Below are 24023 nucleotides of genomic sequence, written 5' to 3' on the forward strand. Positions count from 1 at the left end.
ATTGTGTGGGCCGTTTCCTTCCAGAAAGGGTGGTGCCCCCGGGGGGGGGGGGGGGGGGGGGGGGGGGGGGGGGGGGGGGGGGGGGGGGCCCCCCCCCCCCCCCCCCCCCCGCCGGCCCGGACTACCAGCCGATACCGAGGGTCAGCCCGGTGGGCGGAGCCGCGTTGCCGAGGATCTGGACGGACGACTGGTCGTTGATGTCGTCGTAGGGAAAGGCGTAGGAGCGGCCGCCGAGGCTGATGCCGTGCAGGTACCCCGCGTAGTCGTTCGCGGCGTCGGCGCCGCGGTAGTAGGCCGCGGGCCGGTACCAGTCGTCCGGGGTGAGCGCCACGCCGCGCTGGAGGGCCGCGCACAGCTCCGCGCCGAGCTGCTTCTCGGTGTCGTCGCCCGCGGCGAGCGGGCCCGCGCAGGCCATCACGTCCGGCGAGGCGGGCTTGGCCAGGTGGAACGGTCCGGCCCCGTTCTTGGTGAAGGTCAGGGTGTCGCCGGTGACCCGCCCGGTGAACGTCTCGCCGAGCCGGGTGAGGGTGAACTGCCGTGCGCTGAAGACCGACCAGAACCGGTCGATGGCCGGCTGGAGGTAGCCCTGCTGCGCGCCGCCCGCCTGGAACTGGGCGGACGACCGCGGGGCGGTGATGCGGTAGGTGCCCTGCAGCGCGCGGAAGGCGGGCCCGACGGCCGCCGCGTAGCCGGCCATCACCTCGGCGCGGGTGCGGGTGATGCCCTCGGTGGAGTCGTAGCCGCTGGCGGTCTGCCGCAGCCGGGCGGTCATCGGGAAGCCGAACCCGTCCACCTGGGTGGTGTTGCCGCCGAACGGGACCTCGCCGTGGACGTAGGTGTACTCGTACCAGTCGTAGTAGACGTCGTTGTTCGGGTCGGCGGGGTTGCGCGGGTCCGGCCCGCCCCAGCCCTGGTCGTCGGGCGAGACGGGGATGTACAGCGGCGAGCCGAGCGAGATGTAGACGCGGCCCCCGCGGATGGCGGCCGGGGAGGGGACGGTGGTGGCCCGGTCGAGCGTGAAGGACATGTTCGGGTAGTCGACGCCGTTCTTGGTCAGGTGCCCCGGGGCCTGCGCGGCGCGGTGGTCGATGTGCGCCGTCGTGCCGTCGGGCCGCAGGTAGGACCACTGGCCGGGGGTGACCATGCCGAGCACGGTCACGTAGACCTGGGCGTCGCTGAAGGCTCCCCGGGTGTTGTTCACGAAGGTGAGCGGGAAGCTGCCCGTCGCCCCGCCGCCGGTCGAGCCGCCCGCGCCGACGGTCACCGTGAAGTGCGGGGTGTCGTAGAGCGGTCCGGCCTTCTCGTAGGTGAACCAGTACTCCAGGACGGTCCCGGCCACCAGGCCGGTGGCGGTCGTCTCCCACCGGCCCGCGCCCGCCGTCATCCGGACGTTCTGCTGGCCGTCGGCGGCGGGCCGGTAGTGGACGTCGACCAGGGCGGCGGGCGTGGCCGGGGTGAAGGCGAAGAGGACCGAGCCGGGGGCGACCGTGGCCGCCGACTGGGTGTAGTCGGTGGCCGCCCGCGCGCCGGCCGCCGTCCACAGACCGGCGAGCAGCAGGGCGAGCACGGTGAGGACCGCGACGGCGCCGCGGTGGCGGGGCGCTCGATGGCGGGGCGCGGCTCCGTGGGCGGGGCCGGGCAGGGGTGGGGTGGCCGTCATGGGGGATGCCTTTCCCTCGGCGGTGGCAAGGCGGCGGAACTGTGTGAGAGCGCTCTCAAGCGTCGACACACTGTCCCGCCCCGTCGGACGGCGGTCAAGAGACGAAGCGGTGGAACTTCCTTGTGGGCTTTGTGACTTCACCTTGTGAAGGGAAGCCCTGCGGGAAATTTCTGGACATGTGTCTATGATTGCTGGACAACAGTCCAGAAAGGGGCCCCGTCATGGGCATCGTCGCGAGCACACTGGTGGGCCTGGTGGCCGCACTGCACGGATACATCCTGGTGCTGGAGATGTTCCTCTGGGAGCGGGCTCCCGGGCGCAAGCTCTCCGGCTTCGACCCGGAGATGGCCCGGGCCACCGCGCCGCTGGCCGCCAACCAGGGCCTCTACAACGGCTTCCTGGCCGCCGGCCTGGTCTGGGGCCTGATCGCGGCGGACCCGACCGGCTTCCGCGTCCAGGTCTTCTTCCTGTCCTGCGTGGTGGTCGCGGGCTTGTACGGGGCGGCGACCGCCAACCGCCGGATCCTGTTCGCCCAGGCCCTGCCCGGCGCGCTCGCGCTGACCGCGGTGCTGGTCGCCGGATGACCGACGCACGGGCCGACCGCACCCGCGCCCGGCTGCGCGAGGCCCTGCTCGCCGAGTGCGCCGAGCGCCCGCTGGCCGAGGTCGGCGTGGCCGCCGTGGTCCGGCGTGCGGGCGTCGGCCGGGCGACCTTCTACCTCCACTACGAGGACCTGCGGGCGCTCGCGGTGGACGCCTGCGCGGAGGTCGTCCGGGACGCCGTGGACGCCCTGCACGCCTGGCGCGGCATCCCGGACCCGGCCGCACCGCCGCCCGCCCTCGGCGCGTTCCTCACGGAGGTCGAGCGACACGCGGCGGTCTACCGCTCGCTGCTGCTGCCCGGCGGCGCCGGACCGCTGGGCGAGCTGCTCCACCGCGAACTCCGGGAGCGCAGCCGCACCGAGCGCGAGCTGGCCGGCGCGCCGTACGCCGAGCTGGTCGCCACCGCCGTCGCGGCGACCTTCACGGCGCTGCTCGCGGACTGGCTGCACGCCCTGGTCCCCGCCACCGCGGACGAACTCGCCGCGCACAGCTGGCGCCTGCTGATCTCGCTGCACCGCACCCCGTTCGGCTGACCGGCCGGCGGGCGGTGCGGGCGCCGGTCAGGCGGGCAGTGCGCGCCGGTCAGGCGCCCGGCGGGGGCTCGGCGGCCTCGGGCGCCGGCCCCGTGGCGGCCGGCCGGCGCAGCGAGGCCGCCAGACTGCCCGGGGCGGGCGCGGCCGGGGGCTGCTCGGCCCGCAGGCCGTCCAGCGAGATCCGGGACCAGTCGGCGTCCGCCAGGTGCTTCGCCAGCAGCTCGACACGCTCGCGGTACAGGGCCTCCCGGTCGAGGTCCGAGAAGGCCGGCGGCAGCACCTCGCGCAGCGGCTCGAACCGCTCCCCCGCCCCGGCCAGCAGGCTGCGCAGGACCCGCTCCCAGGTGACGCCGCGCAGGCCGATCGACAGGTGCAGCGACGGCTCGTCCGTGGTGTCGCCGACGTGCACGAAGCCGCGCGGCAGGTAGAGGCACTCGCCCTCCTTGAGGACGACGTCGAGCACCGGTTCGCCGACCTCGGACGGGGCCACCGGGCGGGCCCGGCTCGGCAGCCGCCGCACGGGGGCGCTCACCCGCCAGCGCTTGGAGCCGTGGAGCTGTCGCAGGAAGATGCCCACCAGGTCGAAGTGCGGCGCCGCGCCCCGGGCCCGAGGCGGCGTCAGGAAGGCGGTGCAGTCGGCCTCGTAGCCGGTCTCGCGGGCCACCTCGGCGGCGAAGCGCGCCACCTCCGGGCTGTGGTTCTGGAGCTCCTCCAGGGTCAGGGTCGCGCCGCCGGCCACCTGCTCGGCGACCTTGGTGCCGTCGGCGAGCTTCTCGCGGCTCCGCGGGTTGCTCCCCCGGTTGCGCAGGACGAGCTCCGGCGGGACCAGCTTGCCGTCACGGAAGAGCCGTACCGCGCTCATCGGCAGGCTGCTGTGGATCAGCCGCTCGGCGGACTCCAGGGAGAACACGTCACCGAGGTCGCCCAGCCCGGTACTGACGAACGGCTCGCGCTCCCAAGCGGTTTCGAGCGTCGGCAGGTCGTCCACGAGCCGGAGCAGACTGTCCACGGAGGCCTCACAGGGTGGTCGGGTGCCGGGCGGGAAGGCGACGGCCGGCCTGCGCGGTTGCACCCGCACAGACCGGCCCGGCCTCGTCCCGCCGGGGTGGTCCGGCCCGGCGGCGAGTCGGCCGATGACGAAGCGTCGGGCTAGACGCCGGCGGGGCCGTCCGCGGCGCTGGCGTCGGGCTAGACGCCGGCGGGGCCGTCCGCGGCGCTGGCGTTGAACTGGATCCCGCAGCCCGCCAGGTCCTCGTCGTCCTCGCCCACGCTGTGGGCCTGGACCTCGTCGTCCACGGCACTGGCGTTGAACTGGATCCCGCAGCCCGCCAGGTCCTCGTCGTCGCCGCCCACGCTGTGTGCCTGCACCTCGTCGGACATCGGAACTCCTCTCGCTCGCGCTCGGACGTCGGCCGACGTCACAGTGCGACGCTAGGAGCGGGCGGTTGAACTCCGGTATGTGCGTGGCTTCCTGGCAGCTTGTCCTGTCCCTCTCGACCCCCGGACACCGCTGTTCACCAATCGCTCACCACGTCCTTGCCAGACATCCTCTTCTCGGCGAAGCTACCCGTCGGAGTACGGACGAGGGCGACCGGCCCCGATCGGGCCGGCCCGACCTGTGCCCATGGCGTGGCGCGCTCTGGGGGAGGGGCCATATGACCGGGAACACCGGTGCGGAAAGAACGCTGCGTTTCACGATGCTCGGGCCGCTACAGGTCCGGTCCGGCGACGACCTGCTCGAACTCGGCCCGTACAAACAGCGATTACTCCTGGCCGCGCTGCTGTGCCGGGCGAACACCGTGCTGTCGGTCGACCAGCTCATCGACGCGCTCTGGGACGGCGACCAGCCCCGGACGGCGCGCAAGAACCTCCAGGTGTACGTCTCCGCCTTGCGCAAGGTCCTGCGGGACCGGATCGGCCACGTGCCGTACGGCTACACCCTGACGGTGACCTCCGAGGAGTCGGACCTGCTGCGGTTCGACGAACTCGCGGCGGCCGGGCGGCAGGCGCAGCGGGCGGGCCAGCCGGCCGGCGCGTCGGCGCTGTTCGGCGAGGCGGTACGGCTCTGGCAGGACCGGCCCCTGGTCGACCTGCTCGGCAGCCCGTTCGCGGCCCGCGAGTCGGAGCGGCTCGCCGACCGCTTCCTCGCGGTGTACGAGGACTGGGCCGAACTGGAGGTGGAGGCCGGCCGGGCGCTCGGACTGCTGGACCGGCTGGCCGAGTTGACCGCACGGCACCCGTTCCGCGAGCGGCTGATCGTGCTGCACATGACGGCGCTCGACCAGGTCGGCGGGCGGCGGCAGGCGCTCGCCTGCTTCGAGCAGCACCGGCAGTACATCGCCCGGGAGCTCGGCCTCGACCCCAGCCCCGTGCTGCAGCAGACCTACCGGGCGATCCTGGCCGGCGGTGGATCGGCCCGGCCGGGCCGCGACCGGCCGCGCGAGCACGCCAGGCCCTCCCAACTCCCCCGCGACCTGGCGGACTTCGTCGGCCGCCGGGACGAGGTCGAGGCGGCGGTGGCGGCCCTCGCCGGCGGGGCCCGATGTACCGACGTCACGGCGGTGTCGGGCCCGCCGGGGGTCGGCACCACGGCGCTGGCCGTCCACGTCGGCCACCGGATCGCCGACCGCTTCGCGGACGGCCAGGTCTTCGTCCCGCTGGGACACCCCGACGGAACCCCGCGCGACTGGCACGAGGTGCTGACCGAGCTGCTGCGGAGCACCGGTCTCGACCTCACCCCGCCCCGGGAGGAGACCGCGGCGCTGGCCCTGTGGCGGTCCTGGATCGCCGACCGGCAGGTCCTCCTCGTCCTCGACGGCGCGACCGGCGAGTCCCAGGTCCGCCGCCTGCTGCCGGGCCGCGGGCCGACCCGCACGCTGGTCACCTCGGCCCGCCGGCTCAGCGGCCTGGAGTGCGTCCACCGCATCGAACTCGACGAGTTCACCCCCGGCGAGGCCCGCGAGCTCCTGGCGCGCGTGCTCGACGAGCGACGGCTCGTGGACGCGGACCGGACGCTGCGCCGCCTTCAAGAGGTGTACGGGCTCTCCCCGCTGGTCGTCCGCGCGCTGGCCGCCAAGCTCACCACGCTGCGGCACCTCTCGCTGTCCGAGTACGCCGAGCAGCTGGGCCGGCTGCCCGCCGGACCCCAGGAGCTCTCGGTCGGGGGCTGCTCCGTCCAGGACGGCTACCGCCGGTTCCACCGGGGGCTGGATCCGCAGCAGCGGGCGGCGCTCGGCGCGCTCGGCGCCCTGCCCGGACCGGCCTTCGACCAGGCGGTGCTGCTGGCGGCGCTGGGCGGCCTCGCGGAGCCGGCCGAGCGGATCGTGGAGGAGCTCATCGAGGCCCATCTGGTCACAGTGGCCGAGGACGACGAGGTGCGGGCGCACGCCGTCCGCTACCGCATGCCGAGGCTGGCCCACCGGTACGCCGCCGCCCTGCACCGCGGCCCGGGTCCACTGCCGGGCGGCTGCTGACACCTGGACGTGACCGGGTGGCGGGCCGGTGCCGCTGACCGGGGCGGCCTCGCCGCCCGGTCAGCGCGCCGCCCCGCCGCACCGCGACCCCGCCGCCCGGTCAGCGCGCCATCGCGGCGAGCACCTCGTGCAGGGACTCGACCAGCCGCAGCCCACTGGCCCGCTGCTCGGGCGCCAGCGCGCCGAGGACCTGGACGATGCCGGCCAGCCGCTCGAACTCCGCACCCCCGAGGGCCAGCGCGCTGCGGGCCGCCCGGCTGCGGACCAGGCCGTGCAGGGCGAGCCCGGCCTGGCCGGCGAAGGCCACCAGCAGGTCCAGGTCGGCCAGGCTGGAGCGGGACTGCGGGTGCGGGTCGAGCACCTGGATGACGCCGAGGATCTCGTCCCGGTGGACGACCGGGGCCGCCATGATCGCGTCCGGCACGTAGCGGGTCCGCTCCGCGAGGTCCTGGGCGAAGATCGCGCTGCCGCGCAGGTCGTCGACCGTCACCGGCTCCCCGGTGTCGGCGACCCAGCCGGCGATCCCCCGGTGCGCCGGGAACCTGGTGCCGACCAGGAAGTCCTCGCCCTCCCCGGAGACGGCCTCGAAGACCAGCTGGTCCTCCTCCCGGTCGAACAGGAAGATCGAGCTGGCGGCGGCGCCGAAGATCGAACGCGCCACCCGCACGATGGAGGACAGCAGTTCGCGGTCGTCCGGGCCGGGATCGGCCAGGGCGCCCGAGATCGCCGCGATCATCGCCGTGGAGTCCGCCGACTGGTCCATGGATCTCACACTCCCCGCACGTTGGCTGCCGTCAGGTAGAGGATCGTCTTCAGCTCGAAGCTCGTCAGACGAGGGTGCTTGCCGAGGATGAGCGCGCTCAGTCCGGTGACGTGCGGCGCCGCGAAGCTGTTGCCGGTGTTTCGGGTGGTGCTGCCGTTCGGCCCGGCGACCTGCACCGCCTGCCCCCGGGCGAAGAACTCCACCGGCGGGTCCGGGTTGTAGAGCACGAGGTCCGAGTCGTCCTCGGCGTGGCTGCCGACCGAGATCACCGAGGAGAACCGCCAGGGGAAGCTCTCGATCCGGGAGTTGTGCGCCGAGGCGACGATCACCGAGCGGTTGAAGTAGGCGTCGTCGGCCATCTCCCGCAGCACCTGGCTGAACTGCGGGCGCGAGGTCGACAGGCTCAGGTTGATCACGTCGAAGCGCTGCTCAATGGCCCAGCTCAGCCCGGCGAGCAGGGCGGCCCCCGTGCCGCCGCCGTTCTCGCCGAGGATCCGGACGCTGTGCAGTTCGCAGCCGGGGGCCACCCGCCGGACGATGCTGGCGCAGGCCGTGCCGTGGCCGCAGGTGTCCATCGGCTCCACCCGTTCCACCGTCAGGCCGCCGTCGCGCCCGACCACGGCGTGCGAGGCGACCACCTCGCCGACCAACGGATGGCCCGCCTCGACCCCGCTGTCGACGACGCAGACCCGGACGCCGCTGCCGTCCGCGCCGCCGTACGCCCAGTCGGGCGTGACGGGCACGGTCTCGGAGGCGGCGACGGGGATGTCGGCGGGGCGGCGGTCGAGCAGGTTCCAGGTCAGCGCGGTGGCCCGGGCGGCGGTGTTGGTCCGGTCGGCGCTACCGGTCCGGTCGGTGACGGTACCGGTCCGACCGGTGGCGGCGGTCCGGTCGGCGGTACCCGGGGCGGAACCGGTCCCGGTCGCGGTCATCGGCCGCTCCCCCCTTCCGCCGGCCCGTCCAGCCCGTCCGCCCCGCCCGGCCCGCCCGGCCCGCGGTCCTGCTCCCGGCCGGGTTCCCGGGCCAGGCCGAGCTCCTCCGCCAGCAGCCCGGTCCGGGCCGCGCCGACCAGGTGCCCCTTCGCCTCGAAGCGGCGCCGCGCGGCCAGCAGCGCCGCCCGGGCCTGCTTCGGCCGGCCGACCAGGGCGCGGGTGTACGCGAGGTCGAGGCAGGCGGTCGCCTGGTCGGCCGGCGAGTCGGTGCGGTGGGCGAGCAGCACGGCCCGCCGGGCCAGCGCGAGGGCCTGCGGATGCTCGCCGCCGAGCGCCCGGATCCTGGCTTGGACGCCGTACCGGTTGGCCTGCACCACCGGGTGCGCGTCGGCGACCGTCAGGTCCTCCACCAGCTCGGCGGCCCGGCGCCACTGCCCCGCCGCGAGCTGGGCGCGGGCCAGTTCGAGCGCGGTGGTGCGGACCAGGCCGCCCGCGTTGAGGGCCCGGGCCGCGTCCAGCGCCTCGCGCAGGGCCGCCTGCGCCTGCTCCGGCCGGTCCGCCAGCGCGGCGAGCGTGCCGTCGAGCAGCGGCCCGAACACCGCGCCCTCGCCGTAGGCGAGCGCCGCCATCGCGCGCCGGACGTCGGCCAGGCACTCGGCGGCCCGGTCGGACCGGCCCTGGAGGGCGTGCAGCACGGTGAGCGGGAACCCGAGCGTGACCTGCACGGCCAGCCGGTCGGCGCCGTGCGTGGCCAGCAGGTCCTCGCACCGGGCGGCGGCGGACGGCGCCGGCTCCGGGCCGTGCCAGAGCGAGAGCCCCGTCGCGCCCAGGGTGTTGGCGAGCTCCCGGTCGGCCGCCGCGGCGAGCGAGTGGGTGAGGGCGTGGCCGAGCGCCGCCACCGCCTCGCCGTGCTCCCCGCGCCGCTGGCAGGACCCGGCGAGCACCAGGCGGCTGCGGGCCATCCCGAGTTCGTCGCCGCAGGCCCGGAAGACCGTCAGGCCGTCGACGGCCGCCCGTTCCAGCGCGACGTCGTCGTGTTCGCACGCGGCGAGGTGCAGCCGGGCGTGGGCGGCCGTTCCCGCCGCGCCCTGCTCGCCGGCCTCCGCCACGGCGCGGACCAGCACCTCGCGCGCCTCGTCGGAGCGGCCGAGTGCCAGCAGCACCTCGCCCAGCCGTTGCAGCACCTCGGGCCGGCCCTGGTCGCCCGGGTCGGCGAGGTCGGCGGCCCGCTGGAGGAGGGTGAGCGCCCACGGCAGGTCGACCCGGCCGAGCGCGCCGACGCCGGCCCGGGCCAGGTGGCGCAGCGCCCGCCGGCGCAGCAGCGGATTGCGCTCGGTACGGCGGCCGACCGCGCTGCGGTACCGGTAGGCCTGCTCCAGATGGGTGCCGACCAGCGCGTCCGGGCGCCCGGCGCGCAGCAGGTACTCGGCGTAGCGCTCGTGGAGTTCGCCGCGCCGGACCTTGGTGAGCCCCTCGTAGGCGACCCGCTGGGTCACGCCGTTGACGAAGCAGTAGGCGGCGCCGGCACCGAACGGCCGGCGCATCGGCTTCACCAGGCCGCGCCGGGTCAGGGTGCGCAGCACCGCCGTGCTCGCGGCCGGCAGCCCGGGCTCGCCGGCCAGGGCGTCGAGGTCCTCGGCGTCGAACTCGCGCCCCACCACCGAGGCCTGGCGCAGCACGGTCCGGTCCGCCTCGTCCAGCCGGTCGATCCGGGCGGCGAGCAGCGCGTGCAGGTTGGGCGGCAGGCCCTCCGTGCCGCCCGCCTCCTCGACCGTCGCGGCGAGCTGTTCCAGGTAGAGCGGGTTGCCGTCGGCCTGGGCCACGATCTGCTCGGTGGCCGCCGGGCTGTGCAGGGCGAGGTCGACCAGGTGGGCGGCGAGGACGGCGGAGTCCGCCGGGGAGAGGCCGGTGACGGTCACCGTGGTCGAGTTCGCCCGGCCCGTTCCCCAGCCGGGGCAGGAGTCCATCAGCTCGGGGCGGGCCAGGCACAGCACCAGGATGGGCAGCCGGCGCAGGTCCTCCACCAGCCGGTCGAGCAGGGCGAGGAAGGGCTGGTCCGCCCAGTGCAGGTCGTCGACGACGAGCAGCATCGGGTGGTCGCCGGTGCGCACCGTGAGCACATGGGCGACCGCCGCGCAGGTGTCGTCCTCGGAGGGGGCCGGGGTGCCGTCCAGCAGCAGCCCGGTACGCAGCAGGGCCAGCGCGGCGGCGGTGGCCGAGCCGTCGAGCGCGTGCCGCCCGGCCTCCTCGGCCAGCGGGGCGACGCACTCGGCGAGCGCGTGCAGCGAGCCGCCGGTGCCGGCCGCCCGGCAGCGGCCGGTGCCGACCGCCTCCGCGGCCGGGGCCGAGCGGCGCAGCCATTCGTCGACCAGGCGGGTCTTCCCGATGCCCGCCTCCCCGAGCAGGGTGAGGACGTGGACGTCGCTCTCCTCGGCCACCCGCCGCCAGGCCAGGTCGAGTTCACTGAGGTAGCGTTCGCGGCCGACGAAGGGCACGTCGGAGCGGGGCGCGCGCTCGGGCTCGGAGAGGCCCAGCAGGCGGCCGGCCTCGATCGGCCCGGCCACGCCCTTCAGCTCGACCGGCCCGACCTCGGCGACGGTCAGCCCGGAACCGCAGGCCCGCCAGGTCTGCGCGCTGAGCAGGATCTCGCCGGGGCCGGCGGCCTGCTCCAGCCGGGCGGCGACGTTGACCACCTCGCCGGAGACCAGCGCCTGCCGCCTGGCCGGATCGGCCGTGGTGACCACCTCACCGGTGTGCACGCCGATCCTGACCCCGAGCCGGACCCGGTGGTCGCGCTCCAGCTGGGTGTTGAGGCCGTCGAGGGCGGTCAGCATGTCCGCCGCCGTCTCCAGCGCCCGGCGCGCGTCGTCCTCCTGCGTCGCGGTGAGGCCGAAGACGGCCATCACGGCGTCGCCGATGAACTTCTCCACGATCCCGCCACGGGAATCGATCTGACGTTCCATCAGTTCGTAGTAGCGCAGCAGGATCGACCGGAGCACCTCGACGTCGAGCTTGCCGGACAGCTCGGTCGATCCGACGAGGTCGCAGAACAGCACGGTGACGACCCGGCGTTCCTCGGCCGCCGGGGTCGGGGGGGTGACCGGGGTGCCGCACCGGGCGCAGAATCGCGCGTCCGCGGGGAGTTCCGTGGCGCAGGACGGGCAGCTCATCGGTGGGGCCCTCCGGTCAGTACGCCGTCATGTTGCCTATGCACCAGGGGGCTTCGCCGTCGTCCCCGTCCGCGGAGTGCAGGACGACCTCCGGTTCGTCGTCGGCCGGCGCGGCGCCCGGGAGGGTGTCGGGCAGGTCCGACAGGTCGTCGAGCAGGTCGTCCGACAGGTCGGGGGGCAGGTCGGCGGGGGTCGGCTCGGGCACGTCGATCAGCCCTCTTCCATGACGTCGAGGTCAGGCGTTCTGGTCGTCGCCATGAGCCTAGGAGCGGCCAGTTGGGGTTCGGTTTACGTCCGGTATGCCCCCGTCGGCGCCCCGGCCGCCCGACCCGGGCCGGACGGTGGATGCCCCGGCCGTCCGGCCCGGCCGGAAGCTGCCCGTCAACCTGTCGCATACCGGCGGCAAACCACGGCTGCCTAGCCTCGCGCTGTCAGGGCCCGCCGACGGCGGCCGTTTCCCGCCGACCCCAGGGAGAGCAATGATCGGCACCCGGCTGGACGAGGTGGACGCGCCCCGCCTGATCAGGAGCGACCGCGGCTGGTGGTTCATCGGCAACCGGACGTGGACCCTGCTCAAACCGGAGCACGTCGCGGCCGACGGCCGGGTGCGGCCGGACATCGACGCGTTCCTGCGCGACGCGGGCGCGTACCGGGAGCGCACCGCGAAGTCCTTCGCGCTGACGGTGCTGACCAGCACGGCCTGCAACCTCGGCTGCGGCTACTGCTTCCAGAACACCGGCCAGGACCCGAAGGGCGGCCACCGCCCGCCCCGGATCAACCTGCGCCGGCTGAACACCCGGACCATCGACCGGATCGTGGACTTCACCGCCGAGCGGATGGCGCAGGCCGGCCTGGACCGGCTCTACCTGCTGCTGTTCGGCGGCGAGCCGCTGCTCAACCCGCGCGGCTGCGTGGAGTTGCTGGAGCGCTGCACGCCCCTGGGGCTCGCCACCGCCGCCATGACCACCAACGGCGTGCTGCTGACCGGGCGGCGGGCCGTCCAGCTCGGCGCCGCCGGGCTGCGCGCGGTGCAGATCACCTTCGACGGCAGCCGGGAGGACCACGACGCGACCCGGGTCACGCACGCCGGCGGGGGCACCTTCGACACCATCGTCGCCAACGTGGCGGCGGCCACCGAGGCCACCCGGCTCTCCTGGAACTTCCGGGTGAACGTCTCCCACCACAACGTGGACCGGATCGGCGCGCTCTTCGGCCAGCTCGACGGCAAGGTCGACCCGAGCCGGTGCACGTTCACCCACGCCTGGGTCGGCGACTCCGGGATCGGGTACCGCAACGACCTCGCGCGGGCCCGGCAGGTGGAGGACCGCTTCGTCGAGTGGGCGGTCGAGGCGCTCGAACGCGGCTACCGCTTCGCCAAGCCGAGCATGCGGACCACCTGCCAGATCTGCTCCGAGCCCGGCGGCCGCGAGGGCGCCGTGATCAACGCCGACGGCACGCTGTTCAGCAGCTGGCAGTCGGCCGGCAAGCCGGGCTTCGAGGTCGGACACGTCGACCACGGCTACCTGGAGACCGGCTCGGTGGCCGACCGCTGGGTGACCTGCGGCTACGAGTACGAGCAGGCCGACACCGAGGTCATGACGCGCTTCCAGGACAACGTCGACGCGCGGATCCTCGACCACCTGCACGCCACCGGCCGGCTGTAGCCGGGGAGGGGGCGGCCATGCTGGCTGGCGTGCTGCGCACCAACCGCGACTTCCGGCGGTCCTTCCTCGCCGACCTCACGTCGAACCTGGGCTCGGCGATGTCGACGATCGCCTACCCGCTGCTGGTGCTGAGCCTGGGCGGCAACGCGGCGCAGGCCGGGGCGGTCGCCACCGTCGCCCTGGTGACCAGGCTCGGCTTCCGCCTCCCGGCGGGCGGTCTGGTGGACCGGTGGAACCGGCGCCGGGTCATGCTGACGACCGACCTGGTGCGTCTGGTGGCGGTGGCCACCATCCCGCTGGTCGCCCTCTGGGGCTCCCCGTCCTACGCCCAACTGCTGCTGGTGGCCGCGGTGGAGGGCATCGCCACCGCGATGTTCGGGCCCGCCAACACCGTGCTCACCCGGGACGTCGTCGCCAAGGAGGAGCTCGCCGACGCGCTGGGCATGGGCCAGGCCCTCCAGGCCGCCGTCAGCCTGGCCGGGCCGGCGCTGGGCGGCGTCCTCTACGCCGCCGACCGGATGCTGCCGTTCGCCGTGGACGCGCTCTCCTACGCCGTGTCGGCCGCCCTGATCTGGCGGATCACCGTCCGCCCCACGGCCGCGGAGCCGCGGGCCGAGGACCGCGGGCTGACGGCGGGCATCCGCTGGCTGGTCCGCCGGCGCGAGCTGTTCGTCATCCTGGTGTACGCGGCCGTCATCAACCTGGTCGCGGCCGCCATCGATGTGATCGTCATCCTCGAGCTGCGGGCGAACGGGGCCTCCGGCTGGGTGATCGGGCCCGTGCTGTCCTGCGCGGGCGTCGGCGGGATCGTCGGCTCCCTGCTGGCGCCGTGGTTCGTCAAGCGGCTGAGCGTGCCGACCATCCTGCTCGGCATCGGGGTGGGCTGGACGGCGGTGCTGGCGGTGTTCACGCTGACCTTCGCGCCCGGGGTGGTCGCCGCCCTGCTGACGCTGCTGATGATGCTCTCGCCGGCCGCCGGCGTGGTGGTCGGGCACGCCCTGTTCGGGCAGACCCCCCGGCACCTGATCGGCCGGGTCAGCGCCGCCACCGGCCTGCTGCTCAGCGGCCTGGCCGCGCTGGGCCCGGTCGCGGCCGGCGCGCTGCTGCAGGGCCTCGGCGGGGCGGGCACCTGGGCGGTGATGGCGGTGCTGACGGCGGCGGTCACCGCGGGCGGCTGGATTCCGCTGCGGACCACCCAACGGCTCGCCGCCGGGCCGGCGGCCGACGGGGACGCGCAGCCGGCGGCCGGGCCACCGGCCACCCCGGACCTGGACGCGCAGGCCGGACCGGCCCCGGGCACCCGGACGGCGCCGGCCCCGGAGGCGGACCCGGAGCAGCCGGCGGAACCCGCCGTCGTCGCGCACGCCGCCCCGCCCGCCCCCGGCCGCGCCCCCGCGCCCGGCACCGGACCCACCGCCGCCCCGGCCGGCACCGACCCCGGGAGGAGCTCGGATGACTGACGGCCCGCCACCGCCCGACCCGTACCGCTGGCTGGAGGACGCCGACGACCCGGCCGTCCAGGAGTGGACGGAGAAGCAGGACGCCCGCTACCGCGCCGCCGCCGACGGCTGGCGGGCGCGCGCGAGTGCCGAGGCCCGGCTCACCGAGCTGTCCGGACGCCTCGGTGCCCGCTCCGCCCCCCGCCCGGCCGGCGCGCGGCTGTTCCTCACCCGCTCGCTCCCCGGCGCCGAACACCCCGAGCTGGTCGTCGTCGAACCCTCCGGCGCCGTCCGGGTCCTGATGGATCCGGCGCTGCTCGACCCGACCGGCGGCACCACCCTGGAGGAGTGGGAGCCGTCCTGGGACGGCCGCCGGCTCGCCTACCAGGTGGCGTCCGGCGGCACCGAGAACGCCGCCCTCTTCGTCCTGGACGTCGACACCGGCCGCGTCCTGGACGGCCCGATCGACCGGGTCCGCCGCAGCACCGTCGCCTGGCTGCCCGACGCCGACGGCTTCTACTACGTCCGCCGGCTGCACCCCGCGCTCCACCCGGGTGAGGGCCAGTACCACCGCCGGGTCCGGCTGCACCTGATCGGGACCGACCCCGAACAGGACGCGGTGGTCTTCGGCACCGGCCGGGCGAAGACCCAGCACTACACCGTGCGGATCAGCGCGGACGGCCGCTGGCTGGTCGTCGGCGCCGCCGCCGGCGCGGTGCCCCGCCGGGACCTCTGGATCGCCGACCTGACCGAGGACCGGCCGGACCGGCCCCGGCTGCGCCCGCTCCAGGAGGGCCTCGACGCGCGGTCCCAGCCGCACCTGCGCCCCGGCACCGCGCCGGACGGCCGCTGCTGGCTCACCACCGACCTGCACGCGCCCCGGGGCCGGGTCGTGGTCACCACCCCGGGCGCCCCCACGCCGGACACCTGGACCGAACTGATCCCGGAGGACCCGCAGGCCGTCCTGGAGGACTTCGCGATCCTCGACGGTCCCGATCCGGACCGCCCGCTCGCCCTGGTGGTCCGCACCCGGCACGCCGTCGGCGAGGTCACCCTGCACGACCTGGCCGACGGCCGGCCGCTCGGCCAGGTGCCCGTCCCCCCGCTGGGCACCGTCGGCAAGGTCCGGGTCGCCGCCACCGACGCCCACCGGGCCTGGTTCGTCCACACCGACTTCGCCACTCCCCCGGCCGTGCTCTGCTACGACACCCGCACCGGTGCGGTGACGCCCTGGCCCGTCCCCGGGGCCGCGGTGACCGAGCCCGCCGACGATCCGGCCGACGGCCTCGAAGCCCGCCGACTCGCCTTCACCTCCCGGGACGGCACCACCGTCCGGATGTTCCTGCTCGCCCGGCGCGGCGGCCCGGACCGCCCCCGGCCGGCGATCCTCACCGGCTACGGCGGCTTCGGACAGTCGCTGACGCCCGGGTACGCGCCGGAGGCCCTCGCCTGGGTCCGGGCCGGCGGGGTCTACGCCGTCGCCAACGTGCGCGGCGGCGGCGAGGAGGGCGAGCAGTGGCACCGCGACGGGATGCTCGACCGGAAGCAGAACACCTTCGACGACTTCCACGCCGCCGCCGACCACCTGGTGGCGACCGGCTGGACCACCCCCGGACAGCTCGGCATCTGGGGCGCCTCCAACGGCGGCCTGCTGGTGGGCGCCGCCCTGACCCAGCGGCCCGCGAGCTTCGGGGCGGTGGTCTGCATGGCCCCCCTGCTCGACATGGCGCGCTACGAACTCTCCGGCCTCGGGCCGAGCTGGACGGGCGAGTACGGCACGGCCGCCGATCCGGCGCAGCTCGCCCGGCTGCTCTCCTACTCCCCGTACCACCACGTCCGCGCCGGCACCCGCTACCCCGCCGTCCTGTTCGCCGTCTTCGACGGCGACAGCCGGGTGGACCCGCTGCACGCCCGCAAGATGACGGCCGCCCTCCAGGCCGCGACCGGCAGCGGGCAGCCGGTCCTGTTCCGCCTGGAACGCGGCGCGGGCCACGGCGCCCGCGCCGCCTCCCGCCGCACCGCGCTCTTCGCCGACCTCCTCGCCTTCTTCGCCGACCGCCTCGGCCTCCCGGCGGGCTTCTGACCCGGCGGCCGCAGCGCGGCTCACCCCGGGCGTCACTCCCGCGACGACGGACCCGTCCGCGGCAGCAGGAGCTTCGCCACGGCCGGCTACGGGACCGATCCGCGCGGGACCACCACCGGCGGCCACGACGACACGACCGCGCGTACGGTCGCCGTCCGCGAGGGCGAGGAGTTCGACGAGCCCGCCCTCGAGGCGGTGTTGCGGCGGATCATCGCCGACAACCGGGCCGGCGGCCGGCGTGTGCCGGAGCGCGGCGGGTGGCCGGGCGCGCCCACCAGGCCGGCCCCCGACGGGTCCGTCGGGGGCCGGGCAGCAGGGTGAGCAGGTCAGCAGGTCAGCAGGTCAGCAGGTCAGCAGGTGAACTTGATCAGCCGGAAGGTCGCGTAGTGGTCGCCGGTGTAGTAGTCCTCCCGGTACGCCTGGCCGGTGACGATGCGGCGGGCGCCGCGGGTGGGCGAGCCGGGGGTCACCACGGTGTACTCGTGGTAGTAGCCGGTGGACCTGCTCGGCAGGACGCGCTCGCGGTTCTGGAAGACGACGCCGTCCTGGGAGTACGGGAACGGGCCGTTGCTCGCGATGAGGTCGAGGGTGTGGTCGGCCTCGGCCGGCAGCGCGGAGAGGCACACCGAGCCGCTCACGGTGGCGTGGGCCTCGGTGGCGGTCACGGCGGGGACGAGGGTCAGCAGGGCGACGACGGTGACGGCGGCGGCGCGCGTCTTCCACGCGCGTAGAGTGCGGGTCATGACAACAGTGTGACCAGGCACGGAGCGGCACCGGAAGGCCTGATCCAACTCTTCACCTGCGGGTAAGTCGCCGGACGGACAGGCGACTTGAACCGTACTCGGGCGGCCGGACACCCGGCGCACGGACGCCCGCGCACCGAACGTGCGCCCGGGCCGTCCGGACAGCTCCGAACGGCCCGGTCGGCCCGGTCGGCCCCGACCAGCCCCGTCAGCCCCATCCGGTCGGTCAGCCCCGGGCCCCGCGCCCGCCCGCCGCGGCCCCCTCCCGGAGCAGCGCGGCCAGCGACTCGGCGTACGGCGAGGGGCGCCGGCCCCGGGCGACGGCGATCCCGAAGTGCCGGGCGGGGCGGGGCGCCACCACCGGCACCACCCGGGTGCCGGGCAGCGCCGGGTCGAGCGCGACGGACGGGACCAGCGAGACGCCGACCCCGGCCGCGACCAGGGTGCGGGCGAAGAAGTAGTCGGTCGTGGAGCCCGCCACCCGCAGTTCGAAGCCGGCCACGGCCGCGTACCGGCGCAGGAAGGTCTCGGTCTTCAGGCAGCCCAGCACCCAGCGTTCCTCGGCGAGTTCGGCGAGGTCCAGGGCCTCGCGGCCGGCCAGCCGGTGCCCGTCGGGCAGCACCACCGAGAACGGATCGTCCATCAGCGGGGTCCAGTCCAGGCCGGAGCGGTCTCCGGGGAGCACCGGCAGGGGGCCGTCGAAGTGGTAGGCGAGCGCGAGGTCGGCCACGCCCTCCCGCACCATCGGCAGGCTGTCCTCGGGCTCCCGTTCCAGGATGCGCAGTTCGACCTCCGGGTGGTCGGCGGTGAACCGGGTCAGCGCCGCCGGCAGGAGGTGCCGCCCGCCGCTGGTGAAGGTGGCGAGGGTGAGCCGGGGCCGGGCCGCGCCCAGCCGGCCGATCTGCTCCTGCGCGTGGCGCAGTTCGGCGGCGACCGCGGTGGCCGCCTCCACCAGCAACTGTCCGGCCTCGGTGAGCCGCACACCCCGGGTGGAACGCTCCACGACCGCCGTGCCCAGGCCCCGCTCCAGTGCGGCGACCTGCTGGGACACCGCGGACGGCGTGAGCCGCAGGGCGGTGGCCGCCCGGTTGAAGCTCCCGTGCTCGGCGACCGCCCGCAGCACGCCGAGCCTCCGTACGTCGATCATCGCGCTCCCTCGGTCGACAGTTCTGCTGATGACTCGTTCAGCAGGTCGGTAGTTCCGCTGATGACGGTACGGCAGCAGAGTGGGGGCATGCGAAACGTCTGCGTCATCGGCGGAAGCCGGTACTTCGGCCTGCACCTGGTCACCCTGCTGCGGGACTCCGGTACCCGCGTCACCCTCGTCAACCGCGGCTCGACCCCGCCGCCGCCCGGGGTCGACCACGTCCGCGCCGACCGGTCCGACGAGACCGGGCTGGCCGCCGCCCTCGGCGGCCGCGACTTCGACGCGGTGATCGACCAGGTGCTCTACACCCCCGTCCAGGCGGCCGTCGCCCGCCGGGTGTTCGCCGGCCGCACCGGCCGGTACGTGATGACCTCGACGATGGAGGTCTACGACCCGGCCACCTCGCCCCTGGTGCGCACCACCGAGGGTGTTCCGGTGCCCGAGTCCGCCGTCGACCCGCTCCGGGCCGTCCCGTCGGAGCTGCCGTGGCACGATCCGGCGGCGCTCGCCCGGCGTACCGACGAGGCGACCGGGTACGCCGAGGGGAAGCGGCAGGCCGAGGCGGTGCTCGCGCAGGATCCGCCGTTCTCCTGGGCGAGCGTGCGCAGCGCCCACGTCCTGGGCGGCGGGGCGCGGGACTTCACCGGCCGGCTGGCGCACTACACGGAGCTGATCGCGGCCGGGCGGCCGGTCGCGGTGCACGCGAGGCCGCGGCCCACGTCCTTCGTCCACCACGAGGAGATCGCCGCCGCGCTGGTGCGGTCGGCGGCCTCCGACGACGCCGGTCCGGTGAACGCGTGCTCGCCGGACGCGCTCGACGTGGTCCGGCTCTGCGAGCTGATCGCCGACCGGCTGGGGACCACCGCCCGCTACCGGGTGACGGCCGGCGAGGACGCCTCACCGTTCTCCTTCGACCGCTGGTACCCGATGGACGACCGGCGCGCCGTCGCGCTCGGCCTGCGGTTCTCCCCGCTGGCCGACTGGCTGCCGGACGCCGTGGTGGAAGCCGCCGCCCTCTCCCCGCGGGAGGTCTGACGTGCGACAGCGCACCATCGGCGCCGCGGCCGTCGGCGCGATCGGGCTGGGCGCGATGCCGCTCTCCGTCGAGGGCCGCCCGGACGAGGCCTCCGCCCTGGCCACCCTGCACAGCGCCCTCGACGCCGGGGTCACCCTGATCGACACCGCCGACTCCTACCACTGGCACGCCGGCGAACTCGGCCACAACGAAGGGCTGGTGGCCCGCGCGCTGGCGAGCCGGACCGCCGCCGACCGCGCCGCCGTGCTGGTCGCCACCAAGGGCGGGCGCGGCCGGCCCGGTGACGGCTCCTGGACCGTCGACGGCCGCCCGGACCAGCTGCGGCAGGCCTGCGAGGGCTCGCTGCGGCGCCTGGGCGTGGCGGCGATCGACCTCTACCAGCTGCACAAGCCCGACCCCCGGGTGCCGTGGGCCGAGTCGGTGGGCGCCCTGCGCGAGCTGCTGGATGCCGGGAAGATCCGGGCCGCGGGGATCTCCAACGTCGACGTGGGGCAGATCCTGGTCGCGCGGGACATCCTGGGCGCCGGCCTGGTCTCGGTGCAGAACCGCTTCTCCCCCGCCGTCCGCTCCGCCGAGCCGGAGCTGCGGCTCTGCGAGCGCCTGGGGCTGGCCTTCCTGCCGTGGAGTCCGCTCGGCGGGCTGTCGCGCAGTGTCCTCGACGGCCCCGACGACGTCGCCGTCACGTCCGGCGCGTTCCACCGGATCGCCGCCGAGCGGGGCGTCTCGCCCCAGCGGATCGGCCTGGCCTGGCTGCTCGCACTGTCCCCCGCCGTCGTCCCGATCCCGGGCGCCCGCCGGTCCGCCAGCATCCGCGACTCCGCCGCGGCCGCCGACCTCACCCTCACCCCGGCCGAACTCACCGAACTCTCCGAACTCGGCTCACTCGCGGCACCGTTCGGCCCGGCGCAGCCCGGGCCCACGGGGTGAGGCGCCGGGCCCATCCGAGCCCGGCCCGCCGCCGGCACTGCCCGGATCAGCCGTAGATCCTCAGGGACGTTCTGGTGGCGCGCCGGTCCAGGGGACGCCGAGAGACCCAGGGCGTCCCTCCTGCGCGGCGATCAGTATCCACGACGTCGCCGCAGCTCCGCACCCCGGTATCGGAGCTGCGGCGGCGGGCCCCGGGCCGGGGTCAGGACAGGTCGTCGGCCGGGGTCTTCTCGGGCTGGACGGCGCAGACCGCGTTGACGCCGCCCGGGCCGAACAGCAGGGATCCGCCGACCAGGGTGCCCACCACGCCGCGGCAGACGGCGGCCTCCTGGGACGTCTTGGGGCCTTCGGCGGCCGCCGGGTGGGCGGCCAGCAGCGGAGCGGCGAGCAGCAGGACGGCACCGGCCGCGCGGACGGCGTGGCGGAGCGGCTTCGGCATCGGGCTGAGCGGGAGCATGGGTCGGCCTTTCGGATCGGCGGGGGACGAGCCATCGCGGATCGGCGATGGACGAGCCATCCCTATCGGACCGGCCGTGCGCGGCGCCGGACTCTGCGCCGTCCGTGGGCGTGTCAGCCCGTGCCCGTCCGCTCAGCGCTCGTCCGGGTAGCCCCACTCGACGGCCGGCCGGGCGTGCGGCGCGACCTTCCCCACGGCCTCGGTGACGGCGCGCTCGAACGCCGGCCGCCAGGCGTAGAAGCGGGTGATGACCAGCGGGTACTCGCTCTCGCCCGAGACGATGAACTCCCCGTCCAGCTCGCCCACGCCGATCCGCACCTCGTCGTCGATCCGCTCGTCCCGCAGCACGGCGGCGAGGGCGTGCACCACCTCCCACGCCTGCTCCCGGCCGGTGAGGCCGTCGACGAAGAGGGCGAGTTCTATGTTGACCGACACGGGGGGAATGGTAGCCCGGCCGCCCCCGCCGAGCGGCGGCGGGCGGGTCAGCGGGGGCCGAAGGACGCCCCGGGTGAGGCCAGCACCCTGGCGGCGCAGCGGTGGCCGCGCGCGGTGGCCTCGCGCAGGCCGACCTCGGCCAGGAAGCCGGCCAGGAAGCCCGCGGCGAACGCGTCGCCGGCGCCGGTGAGGTCGCGGACCTCGCCGACCGGCGGGACGGGCACCGCGAAGGGGGCCCGCCCGGGCGCGTCCACGGTGGTCGCCGCCGCACCGGCCTTGGTGACCACCGTGGTGTCCGCCAGCCGGGCCCGCTCCGGGCCGGGCCGGCCCTCCACCAGGAGCCCGAGGAAAGCGGCCTCCTCCTGGTTGGCGAACAGCAGGGTGGGCGTCAACTCGGCGGCCAGGGCGAGGAAGCGCTCCCGGCCGAAGCCGGCGAGCATGCCGGTCGAGGAGGCGTCGAGCGAGGTGGTGCCGCCCGCCCGGCGCACCCGCCGCAGGGCGTCGGCCGCCGCGCTCCCGACCGGCTCCCCGTCGAAGGAGTAGGCGGGCACGTGCAGGTGGGTCAGACCGGCGAGCCACTCGTCCGGCACGGTGTCCAGCAGGGTGGCCGCGCCCCGGTCGGGGAGCATCGTCCGCTCCCCGGCGTCGTCGACGAGGACGACGATGCTGCCCGTCTGCCCCCGCCTGACGACCCGTACGTCGACGCCGTGGCCCGCCAGTTCGGCGACCAGAGCGTCCCCCGCCGGGTCGTCGCCGACGCAGCCGAGGAACCGTGCGGGCCACTGCCCGGCGGCGAATCCCGCGACGTTCGCCGCGCTGCCGCCGCGCCGCCGGAAGACCCTGGCCGTGGAGTCGGTGCCGTGCCGCAGCGGCCCGTCGACCCAGACGACGACGTCCTCGACGAGGTCGCCGAGTACCCCGAGTACCTCGATCACCGGCGCTACTCCCCGCCCCGCAGCGCCGCCAGCGCGGTGGCGATCCGGCCGCCGAGGCGGACGTTGCCCCGGTAGACCGCGACGTTGACGTCCAGGCTGCGGCCCTGCGTGTCGCGCTGGATGAAGTCGAGCAGGAACGGCGTCGAGGCGTTGCCGGTGATGCCCCGGCGCTCGGCCTCGGCCCAGGCCCTGGTCAGCAGCGCGTCGAGCTCCTGGGGCGGCAGCTGCTCGGCCGGGTCCACCGGGTTGGCGATCAGCACGGCCTGGGGCAGCTCCAGCCCGTCCCGGGCCGCGATGACCCGCGCGGCCTCCTCCGGGGAGTCCACCCGGTAGGCGATCTCGTGCCCGGAGTCGGTGACGTAGAAGCCGGGGTACCGGCGCGTCCGGTAGCCGATGACGGGGATGTTGAGCGTCTCGAAACGCTCCAGGGTGGCCCGGATGTCCAGGATCGACTTCACGCCCGCGCTGATCACGGTGACGGGTGTGGCGGCCAGCGTGGTGAGGTCGGCGGACTCGTCGAAGCTCTCGGCCGCGCCGAAGTGCACGCCGCCCAGCCCGCCGGTGGAGAAGACCCGGATTCCCGCCCGGTGGGCGAGGAAGGCGGTGGCCGCGACGGTCGTCCCGCCGTGCCGGCCCAGCGCGGCGACCACCGGCAGGTCGCGCAGGCTCGCCTTGTCCAGGTCGTCCGACTCGGACAGTTCCTTGATCTGGTCCGGGCCGAGTCCCACGGTGGGCACCCCGGCGAAGACGCCGATCGTCGCCGGGACGACCCCGGCGGCTCGCAACCGCTCCTCCGCCTCCAGCGCGACCTCCAGGTTGCGGGGCCGCGGAAGGCCGTGCGTGAAGATGGTCGACTCCAGGGCGACGACGGGCGCGCCGTCGGCGACGGCCCGGGCGACGTCGTCGGAGATCCGGATGGGCAGTCCGCTCATGGGAGGCACGAACTCTCTCTGGGGTGCCACCACGCTGTGGCAGTTCCGGTCAGCCTAGGGACGGTTCGCATCGGGATCCAGAAGGAGTACCGGGCCTTCCCATAGGGTTTCGACTATGGGATTCACCTTGCGTCAGCTCGAAGTCTTCCTCGCGGTCGCCGACGGTCTGCACTTCGGCCGCGCCGCCGAGCGCCTGCACATCTCGCAGCCGACGGTCAGTCAGGAGGTCGCCCGGCTGGAGCGGGCGGTCGGCGTCGAGCTCTTCGACCGCAGCCGCCGGGCCGTCGTCCTCACCCCGGCGGGCGAGGTGATGGCCGAGGAGAGCGCCCGGCTCCTCGGCCAGGCCGCCGCCCTGCTCGCCCGGGTCCGGCTGCACGAGGAGGCGCGGACGGGCACCGCCCGGATCGTCGCCTCCCCCAGCGTGATGAACCGGCTGCTGCCCGCCGTGGTCAGCCGGGCCGAGCGCGAACTGCCCGCGCTGGACACCGCGGAGCTCGCCGTCGACACCGGCCGCGTCTCCTCGACGCTGGCCGCCGAGCTGGCCGACATCGGCCTGGGCCGCTTCCTGGACGAGGTGCCCGGCTACCGGCGGGAGACCCTCGCCGACGAGCCCGTCCGGGTCGCGCTGGGCCGCGACCACCCGCTGGCCGGGCGCGACGCCGTCCGGCTGTCCGAGCTGCGGGACCTCCCACTGCTGCTCTGGCCCCGCGAGCAGCACCCGCGCTACTACGACCACGTCCTCGGACTCTGCTCCGAGCACGGCGTGGAGCCGCCGGTCCTGGTGAGCCCGCCGCGCATCGTCGGCTCACGGCTCTACCTGCTCTCCCAGAACCGGGCGTTCTCGCTCGTCCCCCGCTCGATGACCGGTCACCTCACCGAGGAGGTGGTCACCGTCCCGCTCGCCGGCCGAGCCACCCTGCCGCTGGAGATGCAGTGGCGGCTCGACGACGGCCGGCCCCGGCTGGCGGCGCTGCGCGAGCTGATCCGCCAGGAGGCGGGCACGCTCCAGGGCGACTGACCTCCATGGCTGCTTAGCTCCAGGGCGACTGAGCTCCAGGGCGGCGGATGCGAGCCGCCGACCGCCGCTCGCGC

22 protein-coding genes are annotated in these 24023 nt (G+C 75.4%); 9 read left to right on the top strand and 13 right to left on the bottom strand.

Features of this window, described 5'->3' with window-relative positions; translation table 11 throughout:
- Positions 1-121: 121 nt before the first annotated feature.
- The gene (locus ACZ4UX_RS11080; protein ID WP_465706408.1) at positions 122-1660 is read right to left on the bottom strand and encodes a glycoside hydrolase family 64 protein; all 1539 of its coding nucleotides are present in this window, start codon (positions 1658-1660) and stop codon (positions 122-124) included.
- A gap of 221 nt (positions 1661-1881) precedes the next feature.
- Here ACZ4UX_RS11080 and ACZ4UX_RS11085 point away from each other — a divergent pair, with 221 nt between their 5' ends.
- Together ACZ4UX_RS11085 and ACZ4UX_RS11090 are read left to right on the top strand one after the other, a co-directional pair.
- Complete coding sequence (locus tag ACZ4UX_RS11085; RefSeq protein WP_380394276.1) at positions 1882-2244, top strand: DUF1304 domain-containing protein; 363 nt, start codon at positions 1882-1884, stop codon at positions 2242-2244.
- The gene (locus ACZ4UX_RS11090; protein ID WP_329491459.1) at positions 2241-2795 is read left to right on the top strand and encodes a TetR/AcrR family transcriptional regulator; all 555 of its coding nucleotides are present in this window, start codon (positions 2241-2243) and stop codon (positions 2793-2795) included. The genes ACZ4UX_RS11085 and ACZ4UX_RS11090 overlap by 4 nt, the downstream gene beginning before the upstream one ends.
- A 49-nt stretch (positions 2796-2844) precedes the next feature.
- On the opposite strand, the gene ACZ4UX_RS11095 is transcribed toward ACZ4UX_RS11090, so the two are convergent.
- Positions 2845-3804 (bottom strand): JmjC domain-containing protein, encoded by a 960-nt coding sequence (locus ACZ4UX_RS11095; protein WP_465706409.1) that lies wholly within the window; start codon positions 3802-3804, stop codon positions 2845-2847.
- A 179-nt stretch (positions 3805-3983) separates the two neighbouring features.
- The gene (locus ACZ4UX_RS11100) at positions 3984-4175 is read right to left on the bottom strand and encodes a hypothetical protein (protein ID WP_329491456.1); all 192 of its coding nucleotides are present in this window, start codon (positions 4173-4175) and stop codon (positions 3984-3986) included.
- Positions 4176-4450: 275 nt separating this feature from the next.
- Between ACZ4UX_RS11100 and ACZ4UX_RS11105 the strand changes: the two genes are divergently transcribed.
- Positions 4451-6268 carry an AfsR/SARP family transcriptional regulator gene (locus tag ACZ4UX_RS11105; RefSeq protein ID WP_465706410.1) on the top strand — a complete coding sequence of 606 codons (1818 nt, stop codon included), beginning with the start codon at positions 4451-4453 and terminating at the stop codon, positions 6266-6268.
- 100 nt (positions 6269-6368) lie between these two features.
- On the opposite strand, the gene ACZ4UX_RS11110 is transcribed toward ACZ4UX_RS11105, so the two are convergent.
- The 4 genes from ACZ4UX_RS11110 to ACZ4UX_RS11125 are packed head-to-tail and all read right to left on the bottom strand — an operon-like array spanning position 6369 to position 11338.
- Positions 6369-7031 carry a GAF domain-containing protein gene (locus ACZ4UX_RS11110; RefSeq protein WP_380390319.1) on the bottom strand — a complete coding sequence of 221 codons (663 nt, stop codon included), beginning with the start codon at positions 7029-7031 and terminating at the stop codon, positions 6369-6371.
- A gap of 5 nt (positions 7032-7036) precedes the next feature.
- Complete coding sequence (locus ACZ4UX_RS11115; protein WP_465706411.1) at positions 7037-7963, bottom strand: S8 family peptidase; 927 nt, start codon at positions 7961-7963, stop codon at positions 7037-7039.
- Positions 7960-11133, bottom strand: a complete 3174-nt coding sequence (locus tag ACZ4UX_RS11120; RefSeq protein WP_465706412.1) for an adenylate/guanylate cyclase domain-containing protein — start codon at positions 11131-11133, stop codon at positions 7960-7962. The genes ACZ4UX_RS11115 and ACZ4UX_RS11120 overlap by 4 nt, the downstream gene beginning before the upstream one ends.
- 16 nt (positions 11134-11149) lie before the next feature.
- Positions 11150-11338 carry a hypothetical protein gene (locus ACZ4UX_RS11125; RefSeq protein WP_329491452.1) on the bottom strand — a complete coding sequence of 63 codons (189 nt, stop codon included), beginning with the start codon at positions 11336-11338 and terminating at the stop codon, positions 11150-11152.
- 274 nt (positions 11339-11612) lie between these two features.
- Between ACZ4UX_RS11125 and ACZ4UX_RS11130 the strand changes: the two genes are divergently transcribed.
- The 3 genes from ACZ4UX_RS11130 to ACZ4UX_RS11140 are packed head-to-tail and all read left to right on the top strand — an operon-like array spanning position 11613 to position 16319.
- Positions 11613-12797, top strand: coding sequence for a radical SAM protein (locus tag ACZ4UX_RS11130; protein WP_465706413.1), 1185 nt, complete (start codon positions 11613-11615; stop codon positions 12795-12797).
- A gap of 17 nt (positions 12798-12814) precedes the next feature.
- Positions 12815-14257 carry an MFS transporter gene (locus ACZ4UX_RS11135; RefSeq protein WP_465706414.1) on the top strand — a complete coding sequence of 481 codons (1443 nt, stop codon included), beginning with the start codon at positions 12815-12817 and terminating at the stop codon, positions 14255-14257.
- The gene (locus ACZ4UX_RS11140) at positions 14250-16319 is read left to right on the top strand and encodes a prolyl oligopeptidase family serine peptidase (protein ID WP_465706415.1); all 2070 of its coding nucleotides are present in this window, start codon (positions 14250-14252) and stop codon (positions 16317-16319) included. Before ACZ4UX_RS11135 ends, ACZ4UX_RS11140 begins: the two co-directional genes overlap by 8 nt.
- 350 nt (positions 16320-16669) lie before the next feature.
- On the opposite strand, the gene ACZ4UX_RS11145 is transcribed toward ACZ4UX_RS11140, so the two are convergent.
- Together ACZ4UX_RS11145 and ACZ4UX_RS11150 are read right to left on the bottom strand one after the other, a co-directional pair.
- The gene (locus ACZ4UX_RS11145) at positions 16670-17062 is read right to left on the bottom strand and encodes a guanyl-specific ribonuclease (protein WP_465706416.1); all 393 of its coding nucleotides are present in this window, start codon (positions 17060-17062) and stop codon (positions 16670-16672) included.
- 226 nt (positions 17063-17288) lie between these two features.
- Complete coding sequence (locus ACZ4UX_RS11150) at positions 17289-18209, bottom strand: LysR family transcriptional regulator (RefSeq protein WP_465706417.1); 921 nt, start codon at positions 18207-18209, stop codon at positions 17289-17291.
- An 87-nt stretch (positions 18210-18296) separates the two neighbouring features.
- Between ACZ4UX_RS11150 and ACZ4UX_RS11155 the strand changes: the two genes are divergently transcribed.
- Positions 18297-19244, top strand: a complete 948-nt coding sequence (locus ACZ4UX_RS11155; protein WP_465706418.1) for an NAD-dependent epimerase/dehydratase family protein — start codon at positions 18297-18299, stop codon at positions 19242-19244.
- Position 19245: 1 nt separating this feature from the next.
- Complete coding sequence (locus ACZ4UX_RS11160; RefSeq protein WP_465706419.1) at positions 19246-20172, top strand: aldo/keto reductase; 927 nt, start codon at positions 19246-19248, stop codon at positions 20170-20172.
- A gap of 202 nt (positions 20173-20374) precedes the next feature.
- On the opposite strand, the gene ACZ4UX_RS11165 is transcribed toward ACZ4UX_RS11160, so the two are convergent.
- The 4 genes from ACZ4UX_RS11165 to ACZ4UX_RS11180 form a co-directional block, all read right to left on the bottom strand.
- A complete protein-coding gene (locus ACZ4UX_RS11165; protein ID WP_465706420.1) occupies positions 20375-20611 on the bottom strand; it encodes a hypothetical protein in 237 nt (78 codons plus the stop codon).
- Positions 20612-20761: 150 nt separating this feature from the next.
- Positions 20762-21064: a hypothetical protein gene (locus ACZ4UX_RS11170; protein WP_329491442.1), complete on the bottom strand. Its 303-nt coding sequence runs from the start codon at positions 21062-21064 to the stop codon at positions 20762-20764.
- 47 nt (positions 21065-21111) lie between these two features.
- Positions 21112-21999: a carbohydrate kinase family protein gene (locus ACZ4UX_RS11175; protein ID WP_465706421.1), complete on the bottom strand. Its 888-nt coding sequence runs from the start codon at positions 21997-21999 to the stop codon at positions 21112-21114.
- A gap of 5 nt (positions 22000-22004) precedes the next feature.
- Positions 22005-22931 carry a pseudouridine-5'-phosphate glycosidase gene (locus ACZ4UX_RS11180; protein ID WP_465706422.1) on the bottom strand — a complete coding sequence of 309 codons (927 nt, stop codon included), beginning with the start codon at positions 22929-22931 and terminating at the stop codon, positions 22005-22007.
- 115 nt (positions 22932-23046) lie between these two features.
- Between ACZ4UX_RS11180 and ACZ4UX_RS11185 the strand changes: the two genes are divergently transcribed.
- On the top strand, positions 23047-23949 hold the full coding sequence (locus ACZ4UX_RS11185; RefSeq protein ID WP_465706423.1) for a LysR family transcriptional regulator: 903 nt from the start codon (positions 23047-23049) through the stop codon (positions 23947-23949).
- Positions 23950-24023 lie beyond the last annotated feature (74 nt).

Source organism: Kitasatospora sp. NPDC028961 (genome assembly GCF_055564815.1).